Consider the following 23664-nt stretch of genomic DNA (forward strand, 5'->3'; position numbering starts at 1 on the left):
GGTCAACGATAACGCGGGGAGACTGAATGCCCGCGGTGACCATTCGCTCATCGCGAGCAAGCTCGCTCCTACAGGGTCGTTGTAAATATTGATCATCCGGCCAATATTCAGCACAAAAACCACGTATCCTCCGCACCCCGTTTTACGTTCAACCTCGCGAGGACAGCTTGTCTAAAGGTATCGCTTTATCGGTGTCAGCCTCGGTGCTGTTTGCCGTCATGTATTACTACACTTCGTTGCTCAAGCCCTTGAGCGGCGTGGAGATTTTCGGCTGGCGCATGCTGTTGACGGTGCCGTGCATGACGGTGTTCATGCTCGTATCCGGGGAATGGCGGCGGGTGATCGACCTGCTGCGCAGGATTGGCGCGCACCCGAAGCTGATCGGCGGCCTGATACTGTCGGCAGCGCTGCTGGGTGTTCAACTCTGGCTGTTCATGTGGGCCCCGCTCAATGGCTACAGCCTCGATGTGTCCCTGGGCTACTTCCTGTTGCCGCTGGCCATGGTCCTGACCGGGCGTATCGCCTACGGCGAACGGCTGTCCTACCTGCAAAAAGTCGCGGTGTTCTTCGCCAGCCTCGGCGTGGTCAACGAGCTGTATCAGGTCGGCGGATTTTCCTGGGCGACACTGGTGGTGGTCATCGGCTATCCCCTGTACTTCGTGCTGCGCAAATGGCTGAAGGCCGACAACCTTGGCGGGCTCTGGGTGGACATGACCCTGATGCTGCCGATCGCCTACTGGTTCGTGCACGGTGGCGAGCAAGGTTTCGGTGTCTTCGATCAGCATCCGGCGCTGGCGTGGCTGATTCCATTGCTTGGTCTGATCAGTGCGTCGGCGCTGGTGGTCTACATCATCGCCAGTCGCTTGCTGCCGTTCAGTCTGTTCGGGCTGTTGAGTTATGTCGAGCCGGTGTTGTTGCTGGGGGTGGCGTTGTTGCTGGGGGAAAGTATCAAGCCCGGTGAATGGCTGACCTATATTCCGATCTGGATGGCGGTAGTGGTGTTGGTGTTTGAAGGGTTCAAGCATCTCGTTCGGCATCGCCGACCTTAAATCCAACACAAATGTGGGAGCTAGCCTGCTGGCGATGGCGTCTTCAGTTTCAACATTGATGTTGACTGACAGACCGCAATCGCTAGCAGGCTAGCTCCCACAGTTTTTCGGTGTAACGGTTTAGTCGGTGGAAAGAACACCACGACGAACCTGATCCCGCTCAATCGACTCAAACAACGCCTTGAAGTTGCCTTCACCGAAACCGTCATCCCCTTTACGCTGGATGAATTCGAAGAACACCGGCCCCATCAGGGTTTCCGAGAAGATCTGCAGCAGCAGGCGCTTGTCGCCCGACTCGGACGAACCGTCCAGCAGAATGCCGCGCGCTTGCAACTCGCCCACTGGCTCACCGTGGTTGGGCAAACGGCCTTCGAGCATTTCGTAGTAAGTGTCCGGCGGCGCGGTCATGAAGCGCATGCCGATGCTTTTCAGGTGATCCCAGGTCTTGAGCAGATCATCGGACAGGAAGGCCACGTGCTGGATGCCCTCGCCGTTGAACTGCATCAGGAACTCTTCGATCTGCCCGGCGCCCTTGGACGACTCTTCGTTCAACGGGATGCGGATCATGCCGTCCGGGGCGGTCATGGCCTTGGAGGTCAGGCCGGTGTACTCACCCTTGATGTCGAAGTAGCGGATTTCACGGAAGTTGAACAGCTTCTCGTAGAAGTTCGCCCAGTAAGCCATGCGACCGCGATACACGTTGTGGGTCAGGTGGTCGATGATCTTAAGGCCAGCACCGACCGGGTGACGGTCAACGCCTTCCAGGAACACGAAGTCGATGTCATAGATCGAGCTGCCTTCACCGAAACGGTCGATCAGGTACAGCGGCGCGCCGCCGATGCCCTTGATCGCCGGCAGGTTCAGCTCCATCGGGCCGGTCTCGATGTGGATCGGTTGGGCGCCGAGTTCCAGGGCGCGGTTGTAGGCCTTTTGCGAATCCTTGACGCGGAACGCCATGCCGCACACCGACGGGCCGTGCTCGGCGGCGAAGTACGAGGCGACGCTGTTGGGTTCGTTGTTGAGGATCAGGTTGATCGCGCCCTGGCGATACAGGTGCACGTCCTTGGAGCGATGGGTCGCGACCTTGGTGAAGCCCATGATCTCGAAGATCGGCTCCAGGGTATTGGGGGTCGGCGATGCCAGTTCGATGAACTCGAAGCCCATCAGGCCCATTGGGTTTTCGTATAAATCTGCCATGGTTGGCGCCTCATCATGCTTTTGGAATTAACAAAGGTTAGTTGCCAGCAATGCTGAGACCGGTGGGTGGCGCACAGGAGATGCCCCGCACGCTGCGGGCGAGGAAGTCACCGTAGATCAATTGAAACCCGAATATCTTCATTGTCGACCCGAGGCTCTGAGGGCGAGGCTTCTGCTGCCAGAAGACGATTATTATTGTATGCGTAACCTGATTCTACACAGCGTAAATCAATTTGTCCGCCTCCTGTATCAAATCCCCTTTTTCCCTCACCGTGCAAGGGGTTTGTTGCACAGGTAAATCCCCGCCAGGATCACCCTGTTCACGCGTAGACATCGTTTTTTCCTGAAGGGCCAACTATCCTGCCCCGTACCTGAACTCTTCATGGGAGGCCTCACGCCCCGCCAGCCTTTGAGAGCCCGACTTCATCGATACAGGTTTCGCGAATGCCACTGAAAACCAAAGCCCGACAACGCCGCATGAGGGTCGCCGTGACCCTGTTGAGTGGACTGCTCCCGATCCTGCTGGGTTTTGCCATTCTGCATATGCAGGCCGAACGTGTACTCCGGCACAGTACCGAGCACACCGCCGAGGAAGCGCTTCGCCAGTTCGAACTGATGCTCGACAACACCGCCCAGGCAGCGCGCGAATTATTGCCGTTGGCCGGCCAGAGTTGCATTGACGTCAACCTGGCATTGCGCGAGCAGGTAACAAAGCGTCCATTCGTGCGCTCAACCAACCTGCTGTGGGACGACACTATCTATTGCAGTTCCCTGTTCGGCGATTATCACGAAAAAATCGCTTCGGGAGACTTTGCCAACGGCCAGCTGTTGCTGATGAAGGGCAACCCGGTAACGCCCGACACCGCCTTACTGGTCTATAGAATCAGCGACGGCAAACGGGGCGCCATGAGCACGCTGGACGGATACCACCTGAGTAATCTCTTGCGCCTGATCGGGCGACAGAAACTGCTGTTGTTGCAAGTAGGACCTAACTGGTTGTCCGCCGACGGTAGTTTTCACGTTGGCGACCCACCCGAGTTCCCCGTCGCAGAAAACAGTCTGACCTCTTCGCGTTATCCCTTCAGTGTGAAGGCCGGTTTCCCCGCAGGCGAAGTGTGGCGGTACATGAGCAGTGAATATCCGCCACTGTTCAGCTTGTTGCTGTTTTTCGGTGTGATCTCCGGTTTTATCGCGCATGTCATCCAGAAACGTTCGTCGTCCCCGACCCTTGAGATGCAACGCGCACTGGACGCGGGAGAGTTCGTGCCATATTTCCAGCCGGTGGTGCAGGCGCACAGTAAAAAGTGCAAGGGGGTCGAGGTGCTGATGCGCTGGAACCATCCCAAGGAAGGCCTGGTGCGCGCCGATCTGTTCATTCCGTTTGCCGAACACTGCGGACTGATCGTGCCCATGACCCGCTCGATCATGGAACAGACCGCCCGGCTGCTGGCACCGCGGTCGGCGTCCTTTACCGAGCCGTTTCACATCGGCATCAATATCACCGCCGATCATTGCCGTGATCTTGCACTGGTCGAGGATTGCCGCCAGTTCCTCGACGCGTTTGCCCCCGGCTCCATCCACCTGGTCCTGGAGTTGACCGAGCGCAAGCTGATCGAGCCCACGGCCATTACCCATCAACTGTTCGAGCAGTTGCATGACCTTGGCGTGATGATCGCCATCGACGACTTCGGTACAGGCCACTCGAGCCTGGGATACCTGCGCCAGTTCAACGTGGACTTCCTGAAGATCGACCAGAGCTTTGTCGCCATGATCGGCGTCGACACCCTCTCCAGCCACATCCTGGACAGCATCATCGAGCTGGCGGCCAAGCTCAATCTGGCCATGGTTGCCGAAGGGGTGGAAACCCCGGAACAAAGTGACTACCTGACCGCCCACCATGTGAACTACCTGCAAGGTTATCTATTTGGCCGACCGATGCCTGCGGCAGACTTCATTAACGCATTAAGTGATCATTAACTAGTGGCCTTTAGCAGCCAACCACTCTCTCCAAAATGTATCAAGGCACAACTCTTGTTACATGAAGAAAAAGACATGATTTACTCTTGATCAATTAACTACTACAATTTTTCATGCCTGCGCTAGATTGGCAGGTGAGCCATTTATCACCGAGTCGCTTCAAGGCTCTTGGCTTATAGCTTTGTTTGCGGTTGGTATCAGCCAAACACACTATTGGAGTAAAGATATTGTCCAGACTCGCTGAATTTCGTGCAGCTGAAAAGGCCCTTCAAGAGCAGCTCAAGCAGCTTGAATCCCTGAAGAACGATGCCGGGCTCAAGAAAGAAATCGAATTCGAAGAAAAGCTCCAGGGGCTGATGAAAACCTACGGCAAGAGCCTGCGCGACATCATCGCCATCCTCGACCCGAACCCGGCAAAATCCGGTCTGCAACAGGCCGCGCCGAAAACTCGCCGCGCTCGCGTGGTCAAGGTTTATCAGAACCCGCATACCGGCGAGCTGATTGAAACCAAGGGTGGCAACCATCGCGGGCTGAAGGCCTGGAAGGAACAATACGGTGCCGCCACCGTCGATTCCTGGCTGCGTGGCTAAACCTTCGTACTGAAAAAAAACAAAGCCCTGCACATGCAGGGCTTTTTTCATTGATAGCATCTAAATGCAAGCATCTCGGCCGATCAACCGGTACTTTCCGGGCAACTTTCTGCTTAATCCTTTTGGCTATCCAACACTCTCGGCACTGCATGAAAACGGCGCTCATTGAAGCCTTCAACTAAAGTTGCAAGCCGTTACGAGCCGCCTCTATTTCATTCTGGCTGGCCTTATAAGCCTCAGCCTGCCCGGCGTAGGAAAGAACGTACGCCTTATCGGCATCCACCGCCGCGACCAATGTTTGAGACAGCACATGCCGGCCGTTCTGGGTGATGGTGCAGGTGGTTTCCAGGGCCGCCAGGCGACTCAAGGTGGTCGAGTGAATCCGGTTGCAAACGCTTTGATAACCACCCTGGAAAAAGTCTTTCTGCACCGACTTGCGCATCTCCAGCAACACCGCTTCCAGGTTCACCTGATGACCGCTTTGCACCCGGGTCATGGTCAGTTCCATCACCATCACCGGCGTGCCTTGCGCATCATTCTTGACCGCACGCTGGCGACTGACACTGGCGCCAGCATCGCCCTGGGCAACCTCTTCGACCTGCCAGCCTGGCGGCCAGGTCACCACCGGCTCATCGGTATCAGCCTGCGCCGCGACTGAAAGCACACCACTCAAGAGAATCAACGCCCTGCACAAACCAATCATTGCAATCAACACCCGGCCAGTTAGCCCTGAAGTCTGATCCTCGACCGGCGGTCAGGCAATAGCAGGCGCTTCGAGTTTGGTGATGACGCCGTCCATGCGTATCATTGTCGTCATTCGTCAGCCCCAATTATTTTCCGGAGGGCCCATGAGCCTGCACGAACTGAACACCTTCCCCGGCGTGACCGCACAGCCTGACACCGCCACCCGGCAATTCGTCTTCAACCACACCATGTTGCGGGTCAAGGACATCACCAAGTCCCTGGACTTCTACACGCGCATCCTCGGTTTCTCGCTGGTGGAGAAACGCGATTTTCCGGAAGCGGAATTCAGCCTCTACTTCCTCGCCCTGGTCGACAAGAGCCAGATTCCGGCCGATGCCGCCGCGCGTACGCAGTGGATGAAATCGATCCCCGGCATTCTCGAGCTGACCCATAACCACGGCACCGAAAACGATCCGGACTTTGCCTATCACAATGGCAATACCGACCCGCGCGGATTCGGCCACATCTGCATCTCCGTGCCGGACATCGTCGCCGCGTGCGAGCGCTTCGAAGCGCTGGGCTGCGACTTCCAGAAGCGCCTGAACGACGGCCGCATGAAGAGCCTGGCGTTCATCAAGGACCCGGATGCCTATTGGGTTGAAATCATCCAGCCAGCCCCACTCTAACGCACACCGCCTATCCCCCTGTGGGAGCGGGCTTGCTCGCGAAAACGGTGTGTCATTCAGCAGTGATGGTGGCTGACACACCGCTTTTCGCGAGCAAGCCCGCTCCCACATTTGGAAATGTGTCGGACACAAAAAACCCCATGATCATTCATGGGGTTTTGTGTTTTCAGCGCCCGGTTTATGCCGGGGCCGAGGTGCGGATCAAGTGGTCGAATGCGCTCAGGGAAGCCTTGGCGCCCTCGCCCACTGCGATCACGATCTGCTTGTACGGCACGGTGGTCACGTCGCCAGCGGCGAAGATGCCCGGCACCGAGGTTTCGCCACGGGCATCGACGATGATCTCGCCACGGGGTGACAGCTCGATGGTGCCCTTGAGCCAATCGGTGTTGGGCAACAGACCGATCTGCACGAAGATCCCTTCCAGTTCCACGCTGCGCAATTCGTCAGTTTGACGATCCTTGTAGCGCAGGCCGTTGACCTTTTGCCCGTCGCCCGTCACTTCAGTGGTTTGCGCACTGGTGATCACGGTCACGTTCGGCAGGCTGTGCAACTTGCGCTGCAACACCGCATCGGCACGCAGTTGTACATCGAACTCCAGCAGCGTGACGTGGGAAACGATACCGGCCAGGTCGATGGCCGCTTCGACGCCGGAGTTGCCGCCGCCAATCACCGCCACGCGCTTGCCTTTGAACAACGGGCCGTCGCAGTGCGGGCAGTAGGCCACGCCCTTGTTGCGGTACTCCTGCTCACCGGGCACGTTCATTTCGCGCCACCGCGCACCCGTGGCCAGGATCACGGTCCTGGCTTTCAGCTTCGCGCCGCTGGCGAACTGAACTTCATGCAGCTCGCCGTCTTTTCCCGGCAGCAGCTTGTCGGCGCGTTGCAGGTTCATGATGTCCACGTCGTACTGCTTGACGTGCTCTTCCAGGGCGACAGCCAGTTTTGGCCCTTCGGTTTCCTGCACGGAGATGAAGTTTTCGATGGCCATGGTGTCCAGCACCTGCCCACCAAAACGCTCGGCCGCGACACCGGTGCGAATGCCTTTGCGCGCAGCATAGATCGCCGCCGCAGCGCCCGCCGGGCCACCGCCGACCACCAGCACGTCAAAGGCTTCCTTGGCGCTGATCTTCTCGGCCTGGCGCTCGATGCCGCTGGTATCGATCCTGGCGAGAATTTCTTCAAGGCCCATGCGGCCCTGGCCGAAGTTCACGCCGTTGAGGTAGATGCTCGGTACCGCCATGATCTGGCGCTCATCGACTTCTGCCTGGAACAGCGCGCCGTCGATGGCGACGTGGCGAATGTTGGGGTTGAGTACCGCCATCAGGTTCAACGCCTGGACCACGTCCGGGCAGTTCTGGCAGGACAGCGAGAAATAAGTCTCGAAGTTGAACTCGCCCTTGAGCGAGCGGATCTGTTCGATCACTTCGACACTGGCCTTGGAGGGGTGACCGCCGACTTGCAGCAAGGCCAGCACCAGGGACGTGAATTCGTGGCCCATCGGGATGCCGGCGAAACGCAGGCTGATATCCGCGCCCGGGCGGTTGATCGAGAACGATGGCTTGCGGGCGTCATCACCGTCGTCGAGCAAGGTAATCTGGGTGGAAAGACTGCTTACGTCTTTCAGCAGTGCGAGCATTTCCTGGGATTTCGCACCGTCGTCGAGGGAGGCAACGATCTCGATCGGCTGGGTGACCCGTTCCAGGTACGATTTCAACTGGGTTTTAAGATTGGTGTCCAACATACGGGCGATTTCCTTGAATGTGTGGCATAAAAAAACGCCCGAGCGAATCTCGCCCGGGCGTTTTTAGTGGGCGGTGCAGCTTGCTTAGAAGGTGCGGAAGTCCGCCCTGATGAAGCGCGTCACGGACTTAGATCTTGCCGACCAGGTCCAGGGACGGCGCCAGCGTGGCCTCGCCTTCTTTCCACTTGGCTGGGCAGACCTGGCCCGGGTGAGCAGCGACGTACTGGGCCGCCTTGATCTTGCGCAGCAGCTCGGAAGCATCACGACCTACACCGCCGTCGTTCAGCTCGACGATCTTGATCTGGCCTTCAGGGTTGATCACGAAGGTGCCACGGTCAGCCAGGCCAGCTTCTTCGATCAGCACGTCGAAGTTGCGGGAGATGGCGTGGGTTGGGTCGCCGATCATGGTGTACTGGATCTTGCCGATGGCTGGCGAAGTGTTGTGCCAGGCAGCGTGGGCGAAGTGGGTGTCGGTGGAAACGCTGTAGATCTCGACGCCCAGTTTCTGGAAAGCGTCGTAGTTGTCAGCCAGGTCTTCCAGTTCGGTCGGGCAAACGAAGGTGAAGTCGGCCGGGTAGAAGAACACCACGGACCACTTGCCTTTCAGGTCGGCGTCGGAAACTTTTACGAAGTCGCCGTTTTTGAATGCGTCAGCTTTGAATGGTTTAACTTGGCTGTTGATGATAGGCATCGTTGACTCTCCGTCAGGGGTTAAGAAGTTGATGGAGAGACTTTACCCACTCGACGGACGGTTGGCTCATTGGCAAACCTCATGCCGCTGATTGGCTTTCGCTATTAGCCAACAGTATTAATAGAAGAAAAGCGAATTTACGCCTCGATTGGCTTTTCCGCGAGACGGGCCATGCCGGGAAAGGGACTGGCTTCGATGTAGCGCATGGCGGACTTGATGTCCTTCCAGCCGACGTAGCTCATCAATGACTTCAAGTCCCATCCGCTCTGGTGTGCCCACGAGGCAAACCCACGGCGCAGGGAGTGGCTGGTGTAGTGCTCGGCGGGTATGCCGGCGCGCTCCAGCGCCTGGCGCAATAGCGGGATCACGCTGTTGGCGTGCAGGCCCTCCTCGCTCAAATGCCCCCAGCGATCAATGCCACGGAACACCGGCCCGCGAACCAGCGCGGCCTCGGTGATCCAGTCGATGTAGGCCTGCACCGGACACAACCGCTGCAACGCGGGGGTCTGGTAGGTCTTGCCGAGGTTTTCCCGATCGCTCTTGCTGAGGGGTAAGTACAGCGTGATGCCGGAACCCGCGCTCGCCTGGACATGCTCGATCTGTACGCGGCATAACTCATCGCTGCGAAAACCACGCCAGAAGCCCAGCAGGATCAACGCCGTGTCGCGCCTGGCCCGCAGCAACCCCGGTCGATCGCCTTGCGCCCGGGCGGTTTGCGCTTCCAGCTCGAGCCAGGCCACCACCTGCTCCAGATGCTGCAGCTGCAGCGGCTCGGCCTGTTTTTCCTGGGCCGGATGCAGCGCCCGAATGCCCTTGAACACCTTGCGCACCACCGGCGCCTTGGTGGGGTCGGCAAACCCCTGGCTGTTATGCCACTGCGCCAGCGCGGACAAGCGCAGCTTCAAGGTGTTAATCGACAGCACACCCGCGTGGGCCACCAGATAGCGCGCCACGCTGTCGCCGGTTGCCGGCAGGAAACCGCCCCAACTCACCTCGAAATGCTCGATGGCCGCCCGATAGCTACGGCGGGTGTTGTCGCGCGTGGCGGCTTGCAGGTAACGATCCAGCTCGCTCATGTAAATAACCTTGCTTCAACTGTAGGAGCGAGCTCGCTCGCGATGGACGTTAACGATGACGCTGGCCAGGTGGATGTACGCGGTGCCGGTGTTTGTGTACGGATCTGGAGGCGCGAACGCCTCAAAATCGATATGACACGGGGTAATACCAGTATATCCCGTATCAGGATAATCAGATATCAAGCTTCATCAAATGAATGGTACAATGTGTATATACGTGGTACGTACCACACAGTAAAAACGCAGGAGTTCTCATGGCCCGTGTCGGCGTGAATAAACAAGTGGTGCAAGCGGCGCGGTTGGCGATCATTGCCCGTGGCGAAAACCCCAGCATCGATGCCGTGCGCATCGAAATGGGCAATACCGGTTCGAAAACCACGATCCACCGCTATATGAAAGAGCTCGACGACAGCACCCCGGACCCTGACGAGGCGCCGTCCGAGCCGATCGACGACGAGTTGCTGGCCCTGGTGACGCGCCTGGCACAGCGCCTTAAAGAGCAGGCGCAGGAACCGATCGACCAGGCCCGCGAGCAGTACGAGCAACAACGCAAGGCGCTGGAATTGCAGCTGCAACAGGCCGAGCAAGCCAATACGCAATTGCAGCAACACTACGAACTGCAAAGCCTGGCCCTGACCCAGGAATCCGAGGCACTGCAAAGCACCCGCGATCAACTTCAGGGCGAACAGACCCGCAATGCCGGACAGAGCCAGGCATTGGCTGATTTCGAATTGCGTTTGCGAGACAAGGACGAGCAGATTCGCTCGCTCGAAGAGAAACACCTGCACAGCCGTGACGCCCTGGAGCACTACCGCAACGCGGTCAAGGAGCAGCGCGAGCAGGAGCAAAGCCGCCACGAAGGTCAGGTGCAGCAACTGCAGATGGAGTTACGCCAGGCTCAGCAGAGTGCCTTGGTGCGCCAGGACGAAATCACCCAGTTGCACCGCGACAACGAACGCCTGCTGACGGAGAACCGCGGCACCTTGCGCGAGCTGAGCCTATTGCAAGAGCAGCTCAAGCAAAGCAATACCCGCCAGGATCAACTGCTCGACCAGGCCAACCGGGTCGACAGCGAACGCACCCTCCTCCAGGAACGCCTGCGTGTCGCCATGCTGGAAAGCCAGGCGCTCAAACAGAGCGTCGAGGAGCAAACGCAGGCGAACAAGTCACTGGAAATCGAACTGCTGAAAACCCAGGCAGAGCTGGAAGAAAGCGTACGCCTGGCCGCTGCCGTTGCAGTAGCGCCAGGCGTCGCCAAGGGCGATTAAGCGCCGACCGGTGTCCGCAGGGTGACGAACTCTTCGGCGGCCGTCGGGTGCACACCGATGGTTTCGTCGAAGTGGCGCTTGGTGGCGCCGGCCTTCAAGGCGATGGCCAGGCCCTGGACGATTTCGCCAGCCTCGGGACCGACCATGTGGCAACCCAGCACCTTGTCGGTCTGGGCGTCCACCACCAGCTTCATCAGCGTGCGCTCCTGGCATTCGGTCAGGGTCAGCTTCATTGGCCGGAAACGGCTTTCGAAAATCTGCACCTCGTGGCCAGCTTCCCGCGCTTCCTCCTCGGTCAGACCCACCGTGCCGATGTTCGGCAGGCTGAACACCGCCGTCGGGATCATCTTGTAGTCCACCGGGCGATACTGCTCAGGCTTGAACAGGCGTCGCGCCACCGCCATGCCTTCGGCCAGCGCCACGGGCGTCAGCTGCACCCGGCCGATCACATCGCCCAGGGCCAGGATCGAAGGCTCGGCCGTCTGGTACAGGTCATCCACCTCGACGAAACCTTTCTTGTCGAGCTTCACCCCGGTATTTTCCAACCCGAGGTTGTCCAGCATCGGCCGCCGACCGGTGGCGTAGAACACGCAATCGGCCTCCAGCTGCCGGCCATCCTTGAGCGTCACCTTCAGGCTGCCATCGGCTTGCTTGTCGATACGCTCGATGTCGGCATTGAATTGCAGGTCCATGCCGCGCTTGGTCAGCTCTTCCTGCAAATGCTTGCGCACGGAACCGTCGAAGCCGCGCAGGAACAACTCGCCGCGATACAGCAACGTGGTCTCGGCACCCAGGCCGTGGAAGATCCCGGCGAACTCGACGGCGATGTAACCGCCGCCTACCACCAGCACGCGCTTAGGCAGCTCTTTCAGGAAAAACGCCTGGTTGGAACTGATCGCATGCTCGTGCCCGGGAATCTCCGGAATCTGCGGCCAGCCACCGGTGGCGATCAGAATGTTTTCAGCCGTGTGGCGCTCGCCATTGATCTCGACGGTATGCGGGTCGACGATCTTGGCGTGACCTTCGTGCAACGTTACGCCGCTGTTGACCAGCAGGTTGCGGTAGATGCCGTTGAGGCGATTGATCTCGCGGTCCTTGTTGGCGATCAGCGTCGCCCAGTCGAACTGCGCCTCATCCAGGCTCCAGCCAAACCCCGAAGCCTGCTCGAAGTCCTCGGCAAAGTGCGCGCCATAAACCAGCAGTTTCTTCGGCACGCAGCCGACGTTCACACAAGTGCCGCCCAGATAGCGACTCTCGGCCACGGCCACTTTCGCCCCGAACCCGGCAGCAAACCGAGCCGCCCGCACACCGCCAGAACCGGCGCCAATCACATAAAGGTCAAAATCGTAGGCCATTTTCAATCTCCTCGGCAGGCCAATAGCATACCTGCGGACGGCCGCTGAGCAAGCGTTGTGCTGAAATGCGCAGCCCAATCTCCGTTTTCGGTCAACGCTTCTCTGCAGATTGTGTTTTCGGTATCCGCAGAGTGCGCCACGCAATCAAAATTGCCATGAGTGCCAAGCCGGACGTCACCCACGAAACCAAACCGATTCCACCTTCGAATGCCCTTCCCGCCTGCGCCATCAATTCCCCTGCTTGATCACCCGACAAGTCTGCAGCCACATGATAGGCGCCGGACAGCGTCTAGCGCTGGACGGCACTGACTCGATATGTCGAGGACGGCGCTGTGCCCGTCGATAATATCGCGGTCGAAAATCAGATAAGGCCGTGGGCGCTTGGCCGCTCCAACTGGTTGTTCGCCGGATCGCTTCGTAGCGGCAAGCGGGCAGCTGCGATCATGAGTTTGATCCAGTCGGCGCGAGTGAAAGGGCATGATCCGCATGCCAATCTCAAAGATGTTCTGACTCGGTTGCCAACGCAGCGGGCGAGTGAGATCGCTCGACTGCCGCCGCATCAGTGGGGCATTGTTAATTTATCGGAGATAGCAAACTCGTTTTAGAGCGGCCGAAAGCAAAATGACAAAAGAGACTGCACATTACATCTTGATCACAGGCGCGGCTGGTACCGGCACCTCGACCTTAGCGGCTGCTTTAGCAAAGGAACTGAGCACAACTCACCTGGAAGCAGATGATTTTTTGTGGCTGCCCAGTAACCCGCCATATCAGCATCTGGCAGACAAAACGCAACGAGGAGAGCGCTTGCTACAAGAAATGCGCTCTCATAGCCGTGCAGTGGTTGCCGGATCTGTAATGGGCTGGGGTCAACCGCTTGAGAGCGAATTTGATCTTGTGGTGTTCCTTTATCTTCCTGTTGAACTCAGATTAGAGAGACTAAAACGTCGAGAGGTAAAACGCTTCGGTCAAGCAAAGCCGGAGTTTCTGGCTTGGGCAGCTCAGTATGATGAGGGGGGCGTCCCTGGACGTAGCTTGGCCAGGCATCAGGAATGGCTGTCTACGCTTACCTGTAGTGTCTTAAAGCTTGAGGGGGACATATCCGTTACAGATCGGGTACGGCAAATACTGGATGCCGACGGACTGAACCACACACCTTCAATCATGTGAACGTGTGTTGGCTATACGCTTACTTTTAGCTGCCTCCATCCCCCTGTAGGAGCGAGCTTGCTCGCGATGGAGGTCAACGATGACGCGGGGATCCTGACACCACGCGGTGATCTCATGTTCTTCGCGAGCAATCGAGCGTCGACCGGCTGCTCCTTCAGGCTTTTCCAAGTGACTCGCTGTAGGAGCGAAACCATAAGTGGCCGTTACCGCAGGAATGGATATGTACTCGGTCAACAAAATCCAGGTCGACTTTCAGGCCGCCATCGCCAGCAGGCTGGCTCCCACAGTAGATCGAGTACTGCTGCGAGAGATACTTCGGCGGTCACTCCGCTATCGCTGGCAAGCCAGCTCCTACAGGGGATCGGGTGCAGCAACGAAAGGTTGGTGGGTTGTCAGGACGCCATCGCCGGCAGGCCAGCTCCCACAAAAGCAAACGCCCCGATCAAGTCGGGGCGTTTCTTTAAACCTTCTTCAGCTTGATTAAAGCCTGTGAAGATCGCTTTTCAATACAAGCGGCCGGGGCGCTATCAGTAAGCCTTGCCCGTCTTGTAGAAGTTCTCGAAGCAGAAGTTGGTCGCGTCGATGTAACCTTCGGCGCCGCCGCAGTCGAAACGCTTGCCCTTGAACTTGTAGGCCATCACGCAGCCGTTCTGGGCCTGTTTCATCAGGGCGTCGGTGATCTGGATTTCACCGCCCTTGCCTGGCTCGGTCTGTTCGATCAGGTCGAAGATGTCCGGGGTCAGGATGTAGCGACCGATGATGGCCAGGTTCGATGGCGCATCTTCCGGTTTTGGTTTTTCCACCATGCTGTGTACGCGGTAGATGTCGTCGCGGATCATCTCGCCGGCGATCACGCCGTACTTGTTGGTCTCTTGCGGGTCGACTTCCTGGATGGCCACGATCGAGCAGCGGAACTGCTTGTACAGCTTGACCATCTGGGTCAATACGCCGTCGCCATCGAGGTTGACGCACAGGTCGTCCGCCAGTACAACGGCGAAGGGTTCGTCGCCGATCAGCGGACGGCCGGTCAGGATCGCGTGGCCCAGGCCTTTCATTTCGGTCTGGCGGGTGTAGGAGAACGAGCAGTTATCGAGCAGCTTGCGGATGCCGACCAGGTACTTTTCCTTGTCGGTGCCCTTGATCTGGTTTTCCAGCTCGTAGCTGATGTCGAAATGGTCTTCCAAGGCGCGCTTGCCGCGACCGGTGACGATGGAAATCTCCGTCAGGCCAGCGTCCAGTGCTTCTTCGACGCCGTACTGGATCAGTGGCTTGTTTACCACCGGCAGCATTTCCTTGGGCATGGCTTTGGTCGCTGGCAGGAAGCGAGTGCCGTAACCGGCTGCTGGAAACAAGCATTTCTTGATCATATAAGTCCTTGAAAGGGCTGTGTGTACGAGTTTCGGCGCAGTCTAATCAGGCGGCGTACACCTTACAATGCCCCGCACTGGCTAACCGATGCCATCATAGAGAAATATTCTCGCTGTTAGTTCCGCAGCGAGCACCGCGAATGGATCAGCAGCCTGTTATTGATAGCAGAGTCCACCAGACTTGCACGACAAGTCAACCAACGGGCAAGCGCACCACCGTGCGCCCATCGGCACCCGAACGGTGCATTTGGCGGTATCATGGCGCCATTGAACCAGCCAGCGAGGCAAATAGATGTCAGAAGCAAAAAGCGTCAACGGGTACTTGATCAATAAGGCCAAAGACGGCCAGTGGTGGGTAGCCGGCGTTGGCGGCGAGAACATTGCCGGACCTTTCCCATCCGAAGCCATGGCGATCGAAGTGGCATCGGTGTTGCAACTGGAACACCCGGCACCGAAACGACGGGGCAAGGACAAGAACTGATCCGGCCCGACGCCCTGCCCTTGTGCAGGGCTTTTTTTGCGAATGCCGGAAGAAGTGGCCTTTCGCTATAACCTTTTGCCGCCCACGCTGTCACAGGCTTTGCCCTCTCTTCCTGACGACGACAACGACATGACCAAATTTTTGCCGCTGATTGCGGTGCTGGCCCTCAGTGGCTGCGCAACCTCCGAAACCACTTACCTGAACAATGGCGAACAAGGCCTGGCGATCGACTGCTCCGGCGAGGCCAATTCCTGGGCGACCTGTTACGAAAAGGCCGATGCCTCCTGCGCCGGTACCGGCTACCGGATCGTCGGCACTGACGGCACACCTTCCCCTGAGGAAAGCGACAAGACCCTGGGCGTCGACGTTGGCAACTTCAAGAACCGCAGTGTGGTGGTGGTCTGCAAATAGGGCCGCGTGCCCTACATGTGGATTTCCGCGAACTTGATCCCCAGGCCGCGTACGGTCTCGACCAACTCGTCGAGACTGCCGAAGGATTCGACTTCGTCGCTATCGTCCACCAGGAAAAAACTGCGCCCGGCGCTTTTCTTGAAAAACACGATCCATTCACCCGGATTCGCCGGGTTCTGAATCACATGGGTGGCGCAGATGTGGCCCTCTGCGTGCCGCTCCCGTACCTTCTCTCGCTTCATGCTCGACTCCAGAAATGACAATGCCGCCAAAAGCCTTGCTTTGGCGGCATCGGTGCTGACGGTCGACAGTCTATCAGCCGGAAATACACGCCGTGGCGGCATCGCGAACATCGAAGGGGCGAATTGGCACGTTGGAGATGCGCTCATGCAGCTTGATGCTGCTGCCGCCGGAGCGATCCTCGATATCAAACACCGCCGCCGGGCCGGATGACAGCTTCTGCGGCACGATCACTCGCACCCCGTCTTTCTGCTCCTCGATTTGCAAGGCACCACGGCTCTCGGCGAGTTTTTCGCTCAGGCACTGCGCGTACTCATGGGGCTTCTTGCCTGAAATCACACTCATGGTCGGCAACGTCTGGTTGATCTCCGAGACGCTTGCACAACCACTGATTGCCAAGACCGACAAGCCAAAAATGCCCCACTTCATATGAAACCTCCGTTAAAGACCCTCCGACAGCTCAAACACGGGTTTTCTCCAAGGCGCAGTGCTTTTTTCTTCCCGGGTGCGCGCAATCTGCGTTTTTATTGCTCCACCGGGCCCGCACAGCCGGATAATAACGCCTCAGGGCTGATAAACTGCGCCAATCGACCATGCTATCGTTTTGATTTTGTAGAAAAAGCCCTTCTGGAGGCGCCTCATGAAATTTATCCACCAGCGCGAGCACCTCAACGAAGACGACATCGTCGTCATTCAATGCTCGCAAACGTGCAACATACGCTTGATGAACGACGCCAACTTCCGCAGCTTCAAGAATGGCGGCCGTCACACCTATCACGGCGGCGCGTTCGACACCTTCCCGGCCCGCATCACCGCGCCGAGCACCGGGTTCTGGAATATCACCATCGACACGGTCAACCGCCGGCCGATCAGTGTGACGCGCAAACCGACCCTGACGCACTCCATCAAGATCATCCGCCGCTCCAGCTCGAAACTGAGCTGAGCAGCGACTCACTACGCAGACAGACAGGTATGACCGTGGCCCAGACGACCAAATACGTCATCAAGTACAAACTCAATGGCGAACGCCGCTTCGAATTCGCCCAGCTGGAAAACGGCACGGCAGAAGAAGCCAAAGCCGCGCTGGACGCCCTGCATGGCCAGGAAGACGTCATCAGCGACATCAGCGTCAGCAAAGCGCTGTAACATTGTTCCCAGCGAACATGGACGTCTGCTCCCCGCCGACATTTGACCGCAAGTGTCGGAGTGTTCAAATCGGCAATGCCGCTTAGTCTCGCCACCTCAATGACCTGAGGGCCTCGGCAATGAGCGAGCAATATCTGGACAAGCTGGACTGGCCCCTGCTGGAACAGCAACTCGATCAGGACGGCTGCGCGGTCATCGCGTCGCTGTTGAGCCACAAGGCCTGTGACCGGATCAGCGCCTTGTACGGCCAAACCGAACCCTTTCGCTCGCAGGTGATCATGGCCCGCCACGGTTTTGGCCGTGGCGAGTACAAGTATTTCGACTACCCCTTGCCGCCGCTGGTGGCCCGCCTGCGCAGTGTGCTGTACCCGCGACTGGTTCCGATTGCCAATCGCTGGCATGAGCAGATGGACCTGCCGAGCCGTTTTCCCGACAGCCACCCGGCCTTCCTCGAGCGTTGTCATGCCGCCGGCCAGCAGCGTCCTACACCGCTGTTGCTACAATATGGCCCCCAGGACTACAACTGCCTGCACCAGGATCTGTATGGTGAGCATGTCTTCCCACTGCAGGTGGCGATTCTTCTGTCAGAACCGGGGGAAGACTTCACCGGCGGTGAGTTCGTGCTCACCGAGCAGCGTCCGCGCATGCAGTCGCGCCCGCAGGTCATCGGTCTGAAAAAAGGCGACGGCCTGATCTTTGCGGTCAACCAGCGCCCGGTCAAAGGCGTGCGCGGTTACTATCGGGTGACCCTGCGCCACGGCGTCAGTCGCCTGCACAGCGGACAACGGCATACCCTTGGGATCATCTTTCACGACGCATCATGAGCACCATGCACCCGACCACCCTAGACCTGTTTGCCGACTTCGAGCCCGAACAGCAGCGCCGGCGCGAGCAGATCGGCGAACAATCCTACGTCCTCAGGGGCTTTGCCCTGCCCTGGCTGGAACGTTTGCTGCCGGCACTGGAAGCCGTGCTGGCGGCCGCACCGTTCCGGCAAATGGTCACCCCTGGCGGCTTCACCATGTCGGTCGCCCTGAGCAGTTGCGGAACCTGGGGCTGGACCACCGACCGCAGTGGTTATCGCTATACCCGCGACGACCCGCAGACCGGCCTGCCCTGGCCTCCCATGCCCGAGGTTTTTTTCCAGCTGGCGCAGGCGGCGGCCCGGGAGGCAGGATTTGAAGATTTCGTGCCGGACTCCTGCCTGATCAATCGTTATGTGCCTGGGGCGAAAATGTCCCTGCATCAGGACAAGGATGAAAAATCCTACGCTGCACCTATCGTTTCGGTATCGCTGGGGTTGCCGGCGATGTTCCTGTTCGGCGGCTTCGAACGCAGCGACAAGAGCCAACGGCTGCCGCTGCTGCATGGCGACATCGTGGTCTGGGGCGGCGTCGATCGCTTGCGTTATCACGGCGTCCTGCCGATCAAGGATGGCCAGCACCCGCGCCTGGGCGAACAGCGGATCAACTTCACGTTTCGGACCGCGCGCTGACGCCGTGGAGTTTGACCGCAAGCGCCGGAGTGTGGACACAGGGGCCGGCGATTAATCTGCGGCAAACGGGTCAAAGGATGTAATGCCATGACAAGCCAATCGACAATCATCAGCACCGAAAACGATCCACGCTGGGCCGCGGTTCTCGCCCGCGATCCACAGGCGGACGGGCAGTTTGTCTATGCGGTGAAAACCACCGGGATCTACTGCAACCCCAGCAGCCTCTCGCGCTTGCCGAAACCGCAGAATGTCGAATTCTTCGACAGCGCCGAATTGGCCCAGGCCGCGGGTTATCGCCCCAGCAAGCGCGCGGCAAAAGATCAGAGCGCGGTCGCCGCGCAACATGCCGCCACCGTCGCTGCCGCGTGCCGCCAGATCGAAGCCGCCGAGGCGCTGCCCGCGTTGAACGAGCTTGCTGAAGCGGCAGGTTTGAGCAGCTTTCATTTCCATCGGGTGTTCAAGTCCGTGACCGGCCTGACGCCCAAGGGTTATGCCGCGGCCCATCGCTCGCGCCGGGTGCGCGAGCGGCTGGTGGATGGTCGCTCGGTCACCGATGCGCTGTACGATGCCGGCTTCAACTCCAACAGCCGATTCTACGAGGCGGCGGATCAGGTGCTGGGCATGAAACCCACGGATTACCGTGGTGCAGGGCAAAACAATGACATTCGTTTTGCGGTTGGCCAGTGTTCCCTCGGCGCGATTCTGGTGGCGCAAAGCGAGCGTGGCGTCTGCGCGATTCTGCTGGGCGATGATCCGCAGCAATTGGTGTGCGACCTGCAGGACAAGTTTCGCCGAGCCAACCTGATAGGTGCCGATCACGCGTTCGAACAGTTGATCGCCAGGGTCGTGGGCTTCATCGAGGCGCCGGCCCTGGGACTGGACTTGCCGCTGGATGTGCGCGGCACGGCGTTTCAAGAGCGAGTCTGGCAAGCCCTGCGGGAAATCCCCGCCGGCAGCACCGCCAGCTACGCCGATATCGCCCAGCGCATCGGCGCTCCCAAGGCTGTTCGCGCCGTGGCACAAGCCTGTGGCGCGAACAGCCTGGCGGTTGCGATTCCTTGTCACCGGGTGGTGCGCAGTGATGGCAATTTGTCGGGGTATCGTTGGGGGGTGGAGCGCAAGCGGCAATTGTTGGAACGGGAAAAACCGTGAATGGCGGTTGATGTGGTGTGGCCGCCCGCAGACCTGTAGGAGCCCGGCTTGCCGGCGAAGGCGATTTGGCGGACGCCTTCGCCGGCAAGCCGGGCTCCTACAATGTTTTGTATTGGCCGCTAGCCGGCGATCTTCCAATCAGCGATTCACATCCACCACCACCCGCCCACGCAATTGCCCCGCCAGCAGGCGCGGTGCAGCCTCGATCGCTTCGCTCAATCCGATTTCATGGCTGATCAATGGCAACAGGTCGAAGTCCAGATCCCTGGCCAAACGCCCCCACGCCTCTACACGCCGGGCTTTCGGCTGAGTCACACTGTTGATCCCGGCCAGCGTCACGCCACGCAGGATAAAGGGCGCGACGGAGGCCGGAAAATCCATGCCCTGGGCCAGACCACAGGCGGCCACGGTGCCTTCGGACTTGGTGCTGGCACAGGCATTGGCCAAAGTGTGGCTGCCCACCGAATCGATGACCGCTGCCCAACGCTCCTTGGCCAAGGGCTTGCCCGGCTCGGACAAGGTGGCGCGGTCGATGATTTCGCTGGCGCCCAGCTGCTTGAGGTATTCGTGCTCCGACAGGCGACCGGTGGAAGCGACCACCCGATAGCCGAGCTTGCTCAGCAAGGCGATGGCGAAACTGCCGACACCGCCGTTGGCACCGGTAACCAGTACTTCACCTTGATCGGGCGTCACACCGTTGCGCTCCAGCGCCATGATGCACAGCATCGCCGTGTAGCCCGCCGTGCCGATGGCCATTGCCTGTGCTTCAGTGAAGGCCTCGGGTAGCGCAATCAGCCACTCGCCCTTGAGCCGGGCCTTTTGCGCCAGGCCACCCCAATGCCCTTCGCCCACGCCCCAGCCATTGAGCAGGACTTTGTCACCGACCTTGTAGTCCGGATGCCCGCTGGCTTCGACGGTCCCTGCCAGATCGATCCCCGGCACCATCGGGAATTTTCGCACTACCGGGCTGCTGCCGGTGATCGCCAGGCCATCCTTGAAATTCAGCGTGCTGTACGCCACACGTACCGTCACGTCGCCCTCGGGCAGCTGGTCTTCTTCGATCTGTTGCAGTGTGGCCCGGTAACCGCTGTCGTCTTTGTCGATCAAAATACCTTGGAACATTGCTGCCTCCTGGTGAGATCACCCGTTGTGGTGGGATTTAAATACCATATCGCAAAAAAAATACCGTACTCGACTTTAAGCCAATATGATGGACCGCTATCAACGACGGAGGACTGCTGAAATGAGCCAATGGCCAGATACCCGCCTGCTTGACCTGCTCGGGATAGAACTGCCGATCATCCAGGCCCCCATGGCTGGCGCCACCACCGCGGACATGGTCATTGCGGCGAGCAACGCCGGCGGCCTCGGCTCGATGCCTGCCGCCATGCTGAGCGTCGAGCAATTGCGTGAAGAGCTCAAGCGCATCCGTCAAGAATGCCAGCGCCCGATCAACGTCAACTACTTCTGCCATCAACCACCGGCGGTGGACGAGCAACGCGCCCGGGACTGGAAGAACCTGCTGCAACCTTATTACCGCGAACTGGGTGTCGACTTCGATGCGCCGACGCCAGTGTCCAACCGCGCGCCGTTCGATCAGGCCGCCTGCGAAGTGGTTGAAGAATTACGCCCCGAGGTGGTGAGTTTCCACTTTGGCCTGCCGGAAAAATCCCTGCTGGATCGAGTGAAAGCCACCGGAGCAAAAGTGCTGTCCTCGGCCACCACGGTCGAAGAGGCCATCTGGCTCGAGCAGCATGGCTGCGACGCAATCATCGCCATGGGTTACGAAGCGGGCGGACACCGGGGCATGTTTCTCAGTGATGACCTGAGCAGTCAGGTTGGCACCTTCGCCCTGGTACCGCAGGTCGTCGACGCGGTGAAAGTGCCGGTGATTGCCGCTGGTGGCATAACCGATGCGCGAGGTGTGGCGGCGGCGTTCATGTTGGGGGCTTCAGCGGTGCAAGTGGGCACCGCGTACCTGTTCACGCCGGAGGCCAAGGTCAGTGCCTCGCATCACAAGGCGTTACGCACCGCCAGGGAAAGCGAGACGGCGCTCACCAATATTTTCACCGGGCGTCCGGCGCGAGGGATTATCAATCGGGTGATGCGCGAACTCGGACCGATGAGCGCCCAGGCACCGCGCTTCCCCCTCGCGGGCGGTGCATTGATGCCGTTGCGCGCCAAAGGCGAGGCAGACTTCAGTAACCTCTGGGCGGGGCAGGCGTTTACCCTGGGCGTCGAGTTGAGCAGCGCTGAACTGACCCGGCGCCTGGCCGAAGAAGGCTTGGCGAAATTGCTACATCGCTGAGGGTTTGTGGCGAGTGACAACCTCACTCGCCATAACCGCGCTGCAACGCATTCCGTTTACAGGCATTTCGCTATATATTCATCTATATAACGAATCACCCCTCGCAACACCTGCCCATGACGGAGCCGTTTCATGACCCTTCGCGCCTCACGTTTTGCCCCCACCTGCCTGGCGAGCGTGCTTGCCGTGTTTGCCTTCGGCTCCGCCCAGGCGGACGAGGTGCAGGTCGCTGTCGCTGCCAACTTCACCGCGCCGATCCAGGCCATCGCCGCCAATTTCGAGAAGGACACCGGGCACAAGCTGGTGACTGCGTTCGGTGCCACCGGCCAGTTCTACACCCAGATCAAGAATGGCGCGCCGTTCGAAGTGTTCCTCTCGGCAGACGACACCACCGCGCAAAAACTTGAAGCCGAAGGCGACGCTGTCAAGGGCTCGCGCTTCACCTACGCCGTCGGCACCCTGGCGCTTTGGTCGGCCAAGGAAGGCTACGTCGATGACAAGGGCAAAGTGCTGGCCGATAACACGTATCAGCATTTGTCGATCGCCAACCCGAAAGCCGCTCCCTACGGCCTGGCAGCGACCCAGGTACTGGCCAGGCAGGGCCTGACCGACAAGGTCAAGGACAAGATCGTCGAAGGCCAGAACATCACCCAGGCCTACCAGTTCGTGTCCACCGGCAACGCCGAACTGGGTTTTGTCGCCCTGTCGCAGATCTACAAGGACGGCAAGATCACCAGCGGTTCGGCGTGGATCGTTCCGGCCAACCTGCACGACCCGATCAAACAGGACGCGGTCATCCTCAACAAAGGCAAGGACAATCCGGCCGCCAAGGCACTGGTTGACTACCTGAAGGGGCCAAAAGCCGCTGCCATCATCAAATCCTACGGTTACCAAATCTAAATGTCGCTGACGAGTGCCGACTTTTCCGCCATCTGGCTGACCCTGAAACTGGCGTCCCTGACGACCGTCATCCTGTTGCTGGTTGGCACTCCGCTGGCGTTATGGCTTTCGCGCACCCAATCCTGGTTGCGCGGCCCGGTCGGGGCGATCGTCGCCCTGCCCCTGGTGCTGCCGCCCACGGTGATCGGTTTTTATCTGTTGCTGGCGCTCGGCCCCCACGGGTTCGTCGGCCAGTTCACCCAATTCCTGGGCCTGGGCACCCTCACGTTCAGTTTTGCAGGCCTGGTGATCGGCTCGGTGCTGTACTCGATGCCGTTCGTGGTCCAGCCGCTGCAGAACGCTTTTTCCGCCATTGGCACCCGCCCTCTGGAAGTGGCCGCGACCCTGCGCGCCGGTCCCTGGGACAGCTTTTTCAGCGTCACCTTGCCCCTGGCCCGCCCCGGTTTCATCACGGCGGCCATCCTCGGCTTCGCCCACACCGTCGGCGAGTTCGGCGTGGTGCTGATGATCGGCGGCAACATCCCCGACAAGACCCGGGTGGTCTCGGTACAGATCTACGATCACGTCGAAGCCATGGAATATGCCCAGGCCCATTGGCTGGCCGGGGTCATGCTGGTGTTCTCTTTTGCGGTGTTGCTGGCGCTGTACTCCAGCCGTAAAACCAAAGCAGGCTGGAGCTGATC

The 23664-nt window shown here is 59.3% G+C and carries 26 protein-coding genes and 1 pseudogene; 17 read left to right on the forward strand and 10 right to left on the reverse strand.

The window, feature by feature from the left end:
* The first annotated feature begins 167 nt into the window (after positions 1 to 167).
* A complete protein-coding gene (rarD, locus tag SOP95_RS03515; protein WP_274077139.1) occupies positions 168 to 1049 on the forward strand; it encodes an EamA family transporter RarD in 882 nt (293 codons plus the stop codon).
* Positions 1050 to 1169: 120 nt separating this feature from the next.
* Here the strand turns inward: rarD and hppD are convergent, their stop codons facing one another.
* The gene (gene hppD, locus SOP95_RS03520) at positions 1170 to 2246 is read right to left on the reverse strand and encodes a 4-hydroxyphenylpyruvate dioxygenase (protein ID WP_274077140.1); all 1077 of its coding nucleotides are present in this window, start codon (positions 2244 to 2246) and stop codon (positions 1170 to 1172) included.
* A gap of 444 nt (positions 2247 to 2690) precedes the next feature.
* Here hppD and SOP95_RS03525 point away from each other — a divergent pair, with 444 nt between their 5' ends.
* On the forward strand, positions 2691 to 4223 hold the full coding sequence (locus tag SOP95_RS03525) for a cyclic diguanylate phosphodiesterase (RefSeq protein WP_323606134.1): 1533 nt from the start codon (positions 2691 to 2693) through the stop codon (positions 4221 to 4223).
* Positions 4224 to 4450: 227 nt separating this feature from the next.
* Entirely contained in the window at positions 4451 to 4813 is a 363-nt protein-coding gene (locus SOP95_RS03530) for a histone-like nucleoid-structuring protein, MvaT/MvaU family (protein WP_008065377.1), read from the forward strand.
* 178 nt (positions 4814 to 4991) lie between these two features.
* On the opposite strand, the gene SOP95_RS03535 is transcribed toward SOP95_RS03530, so the two are convergent.
* On the reverse strand, positions 4992 to 5516 hold the full coding sequence (locus SOP95_RS03535; protein WP_323606138.1) for a DUF4946 domain-containing protein: 525 nt from the start codon (positions 5514 to 5516) through the stop codon (positions 4992 to 4994).
* 145 nt (positions 5517 to 5661) lie between these two features.
* On the opposite strand from SOP95_RS03535, the gene gloA reads away from it, so the two are divergent.
* The gene (gene gloA / locus SOP95_RS03540; RefSeq protein WP_274077143.1) at positions 5662 to 6183 is read left to right on the forward strand and encodes a lactoylglutathione lyase; all 522 of its coding nucleotides are present in this window, start codon (positions 5662 to 5664) and stop codon (positions 6181 to 6183) included.
* Between the two features lie 178 nt (positions 6184 to 6361).
* On the opposite strand, the gene ahpF is transcribed toward gloA, so the two are convergent.
* The 3 genes from ahpF to SOP95_RS03555 form a co-directional block, all read right to left on the reverse strand.
* Positions 6362 to 7924 carry an alkyl hydroperoxide reductase subunit F gene (gene ahpF, locus SOP95_RS03545; RefSeq protein ID WP_323606141.1) on the reverse strand — a complete coding sequence of 521 codons (1563 nt, stop codon included), beginning with the start codon at positions 7922 to 7924 and terminating at the stop codon, positions 6362 to 6364.
* Between the two features lie 127 nt (positions 7925 to 8051).
* Positions 8052 to 8615 carry an alkyl hydroperoxide reductase subunit C gene (gene ahpC, locus SOP95_RS03550; protein ID WP_007975937.1) on the reverse strand — a complete coding sequence of 188 codons (564 nt, stop codon included), beginning with the start codon at positions 8613 to 8615 and terminating at the stop codon, positions 8052 to 8054.
* 137 nt (positions 8616 to 8752) lie between these two features.
* On the reverse strand, positions 8753 to 9691 hold the full coding sequence (locus SOP95_RS03555) for a site-specific integrase (RefSeq protein ID WP_323606150.1): 939 nt from the start codon (positions 9689 to 9691) through the stop codon (positions 8753 to 8755).
* A 254-nt stretch (positions 9692 to 9945) separates the two neighbouring features.
* Between SOP95_RS03555 and SOP95_RS03560 the strand changes: the two genes are divergently transcribed.
* Positions 9946 to 10959, forward strand: a complete 1014-nt coding sequence (locus SOP95_RS03560; RefSeq protein WP_323606152.1) for a DNA-binding protein — start codon at positions 9946 to 9948, stop codon at positions 10957 to 10959.
* Here SOP95_RS03560 and gorA read toward each other — a convergent pair.
* A complete protein-coding gene (gene gorA / locus SOP95_RS03565; protein WP_323606154.1) occupies positions 10956 to 12314 on the reverse strand; it encodes a glutathione-disulfide reductase in 1359 nt (452 codons plus the stop codon). The two genes, SOP95_RS03560 and gorA, sit on opposite strands and share 4 nt — an antisense overlap.
* A gap of 293 nt (positions 12315 to 12607) precedes the next feature.
* Between gorA and SOP95_RS03570 the strand changes: the two are divergent.
* Both SOP95_RS03570 and SOP95_RS03575 read left to right on the forward strand, forming a co-directional pair.
* A pseudogene (locus SOP95_RS03570) lies at positions 12608 to 12919 on the forward strand (IS66 family transposase); the annotation flags it as partial.
* Between the two features lie 16 nt (positions 12920 to 12935).
* Entirely contained in the window at positions 12936 to 13481 is a 546-nt protein-coding gene (locus SOP95_RS03575) for an AAA family ATPase (RefSeq protein ID WP_323606156.1), read from the forward strand.
* A gap of 527 nt (positions 13482 to 14008) precedes the next feature.
* Here SOP95_RS03575 and galU read toward each other — a convergent pair.
* Positions 14009 to 14848, reverse strand: a complete 840-nt coding sequence (gene galU / locus SOP95_RS03585) for a UTP--glucose-1-phosphate uridylyltransferase GalU (RefSeq protein ID WP_274077150.1) — start codon at positions 14846 to 14848, stop codon at positions 14009 to 14011.
* A gap of 292 nt (positions 14849 to 15140) precedes the next feature.
* Here galU and SOP95_RS03590 point away from each other — a divergent pair, with 292 nt between their 5' ends.
* Positions 15141 to 15329: a hypothetical protein gene (locus tag SOP95_RS03590; RefSeq protein ID WP_110747774.1), complete on the forward strand. Its 189-nt coding sequence runs from the start codon at positions 15141 to 15143 to the stop codon at positions 15327 to 15329.
* Between the two features lie 129 nt (positions 15330 to 15458).
* On the forward strand, positions 15459 to 15740 hold the full coding sequence (locus SOP95_RS03595) for a hypothetical protein (RefSeq protein WP_274077151.1): 282 nt from the start codon (positions 15459 to 15461) through the stop codon (positions 15738 to 15740).
* 11 nt (positions 15741 to 15751) lie between these two features.
* On the opposite strand, the gene SOP95_RS03600 is transcribed toward SOP95_RS03595, so the two are convergent.
* A complete protein-coding gene (locus SOP95_RS03600) occupies positions 15752 to 15982 on the reverse strand; it encodes a hypothetical protein (protein WP_274077152.1) in 231 nt (76 codons plus the stop codon).
* Positions 15983 to 16055: 73 nt separating this feature from the next.
* Positions 16056 to 16409: a hypothetical protein gene (locus SOP95_RS03605; RefSeq protein WP_323606158.1), complete on the reverse strand. Its 354-nt coding sequence runs from the start codon at positions 16407 to 16409 to the stop codon at positions 16056 to 16058.
* Between the two features lie 211 nt (positions 16410 to 16620).
* On the opposite strand from SOP95_RS03605, the gene SOP95_RS03610 reads away from it, so the two are divergent.
* The 5 genes from SOP95_RS03610 (at position 16621) to ada (ending at position 19773) form a co-directional block, all read left to right on the forward strand.
* Positions 16621 to 16923 carry a DUF1883 domain-containing protein gene (locus SOP95_RS03610; RefSeq protein WP_008065357.1) on the forward strand — a complete coding sequence of 101 codons (303 nt, stop codon included), beginning with the start codon at positions 16621 to 16623 and terminating at the stop codon, positions 16921 to 16923.
* Positions 16924 to 16958: 35 nt separating this feature from the next.
* The gene (locus tag SOP95_RS03615; protein ID WP_274077159.1) at positions 16959 to 17126 is read left to right on the forward strand and encodes a hypothetical protein; all 168 of its coding nucleotides are present in this window, start codon (positions 16959 to 16961) and stop codon (positions 17124 to 17126) included.
* A 119-nt stretch (positions 17127 to 17245) separates the two neighbouring features.
* A complete protein-coding gene (locus SOP95_RS03620) occupies positions 17246 to 17950 on the forward strand; it encodes a 2OG-Fe(II) oxygenase (protein ID WP_323606160.1) in 705 nt (234 codons plus the stop codon).
* 5 nt (positions 17951 to 17955) lie between these two features.
* Complete coding sequence (gene alkB, locus SOP95_RS03625) at positions 17956 to 18621, forward strand: DNA oxidative demethylase AlkB (protein WP_323606427.1); 666 nt, start codon at positions 17956 to 17958, stop codon at positions 18619 to 18621.
* Between the two features lie 87 nt (positions 18622 to 18708).
* Positions 18709 to 19773, forward strand: coding sequence for a bifunctional DNA-binding transcriptional regulator/O6-methylguanine-DNA methyltransferase Ada (gene ada / locus SOP95_RS03630; RefSeq protein ID WP_323606162.1), 1065 nt, complete (start codon positions 18709 to 18711; stop codon positions 19771 to 19773).
* 138 nt (positions 19774 to 19911) lie between these two features.
* On the opposite strand, the gene acuI is transcribed toward ada, so the two are convergent.
* Positions 19912 to 20895, reverse strand: a complete 984-nt coding sequence (gene acuI / locus SOP95_RS03635; protein WP_323606163.1) for an acrylyl-CoA reductase (NADPH) — start codon at positions 20893 to 20895, stop codon at positions 19912 to 19914.
* Between the two features lie 121 nt (positions 20896 to 21016).
* Here acuI and SOP95_RS03640 point away from each other — a divergent pair, with 121 nt between their 5' ends.
* The 3 genes from SOP95_RS03640 to modB all read left to right on the forward strand — a co-directional run bounded on the left by SOP95_RS03640 (position 21017) and on the right by modB (position 23662).
* Entirely contained in the window at positions 21017 to 22081 is a 1065-nt protein-coding gene (locus SOP95_RS03640; RefSeq protein ID WP_323606164.1) for an NAD(P)H-dependent flavin oxidoreductase, read from the forward strand.
* Positions 22082 to 22213: 132 nt separating this feature from the next.
* Complete coding sequence (modA, locus tag SOP95_RS03645) at positions 22214 to 22981, forward strand: molybdate ABC transporter substrate-binding protein (RefSeq protein ID WP_323606165.1); 768 nt, start codon at positions 22214 to 22216, stop codon at positions 22979 to 22981.
* Positions 22982 to 23662 (forward strand): molybdate ABC transporter permease subunit, encoded by a 681-nt coding sequence (modB, locus tag SOP95_RS03650; RefSeq protein WP_323606167.1) that lies wholly within the window; start codon positions 22982 to 22984, stop codon positions 23660 to 23662.
* Positions 23663 to 23664 lie beyond the last annotated feature (2 nt).

The organism is Pseudomonas sp. YuFO8, assembly GCF_035065025.1.
Classification (GTDB): Bacteria; Pseudomonadota; Gammaproteobacteria; order Pseudomonadales; family Pseudomonadaceae; genus Aquipseudomonas; species Aquipseudomonas putida_AE.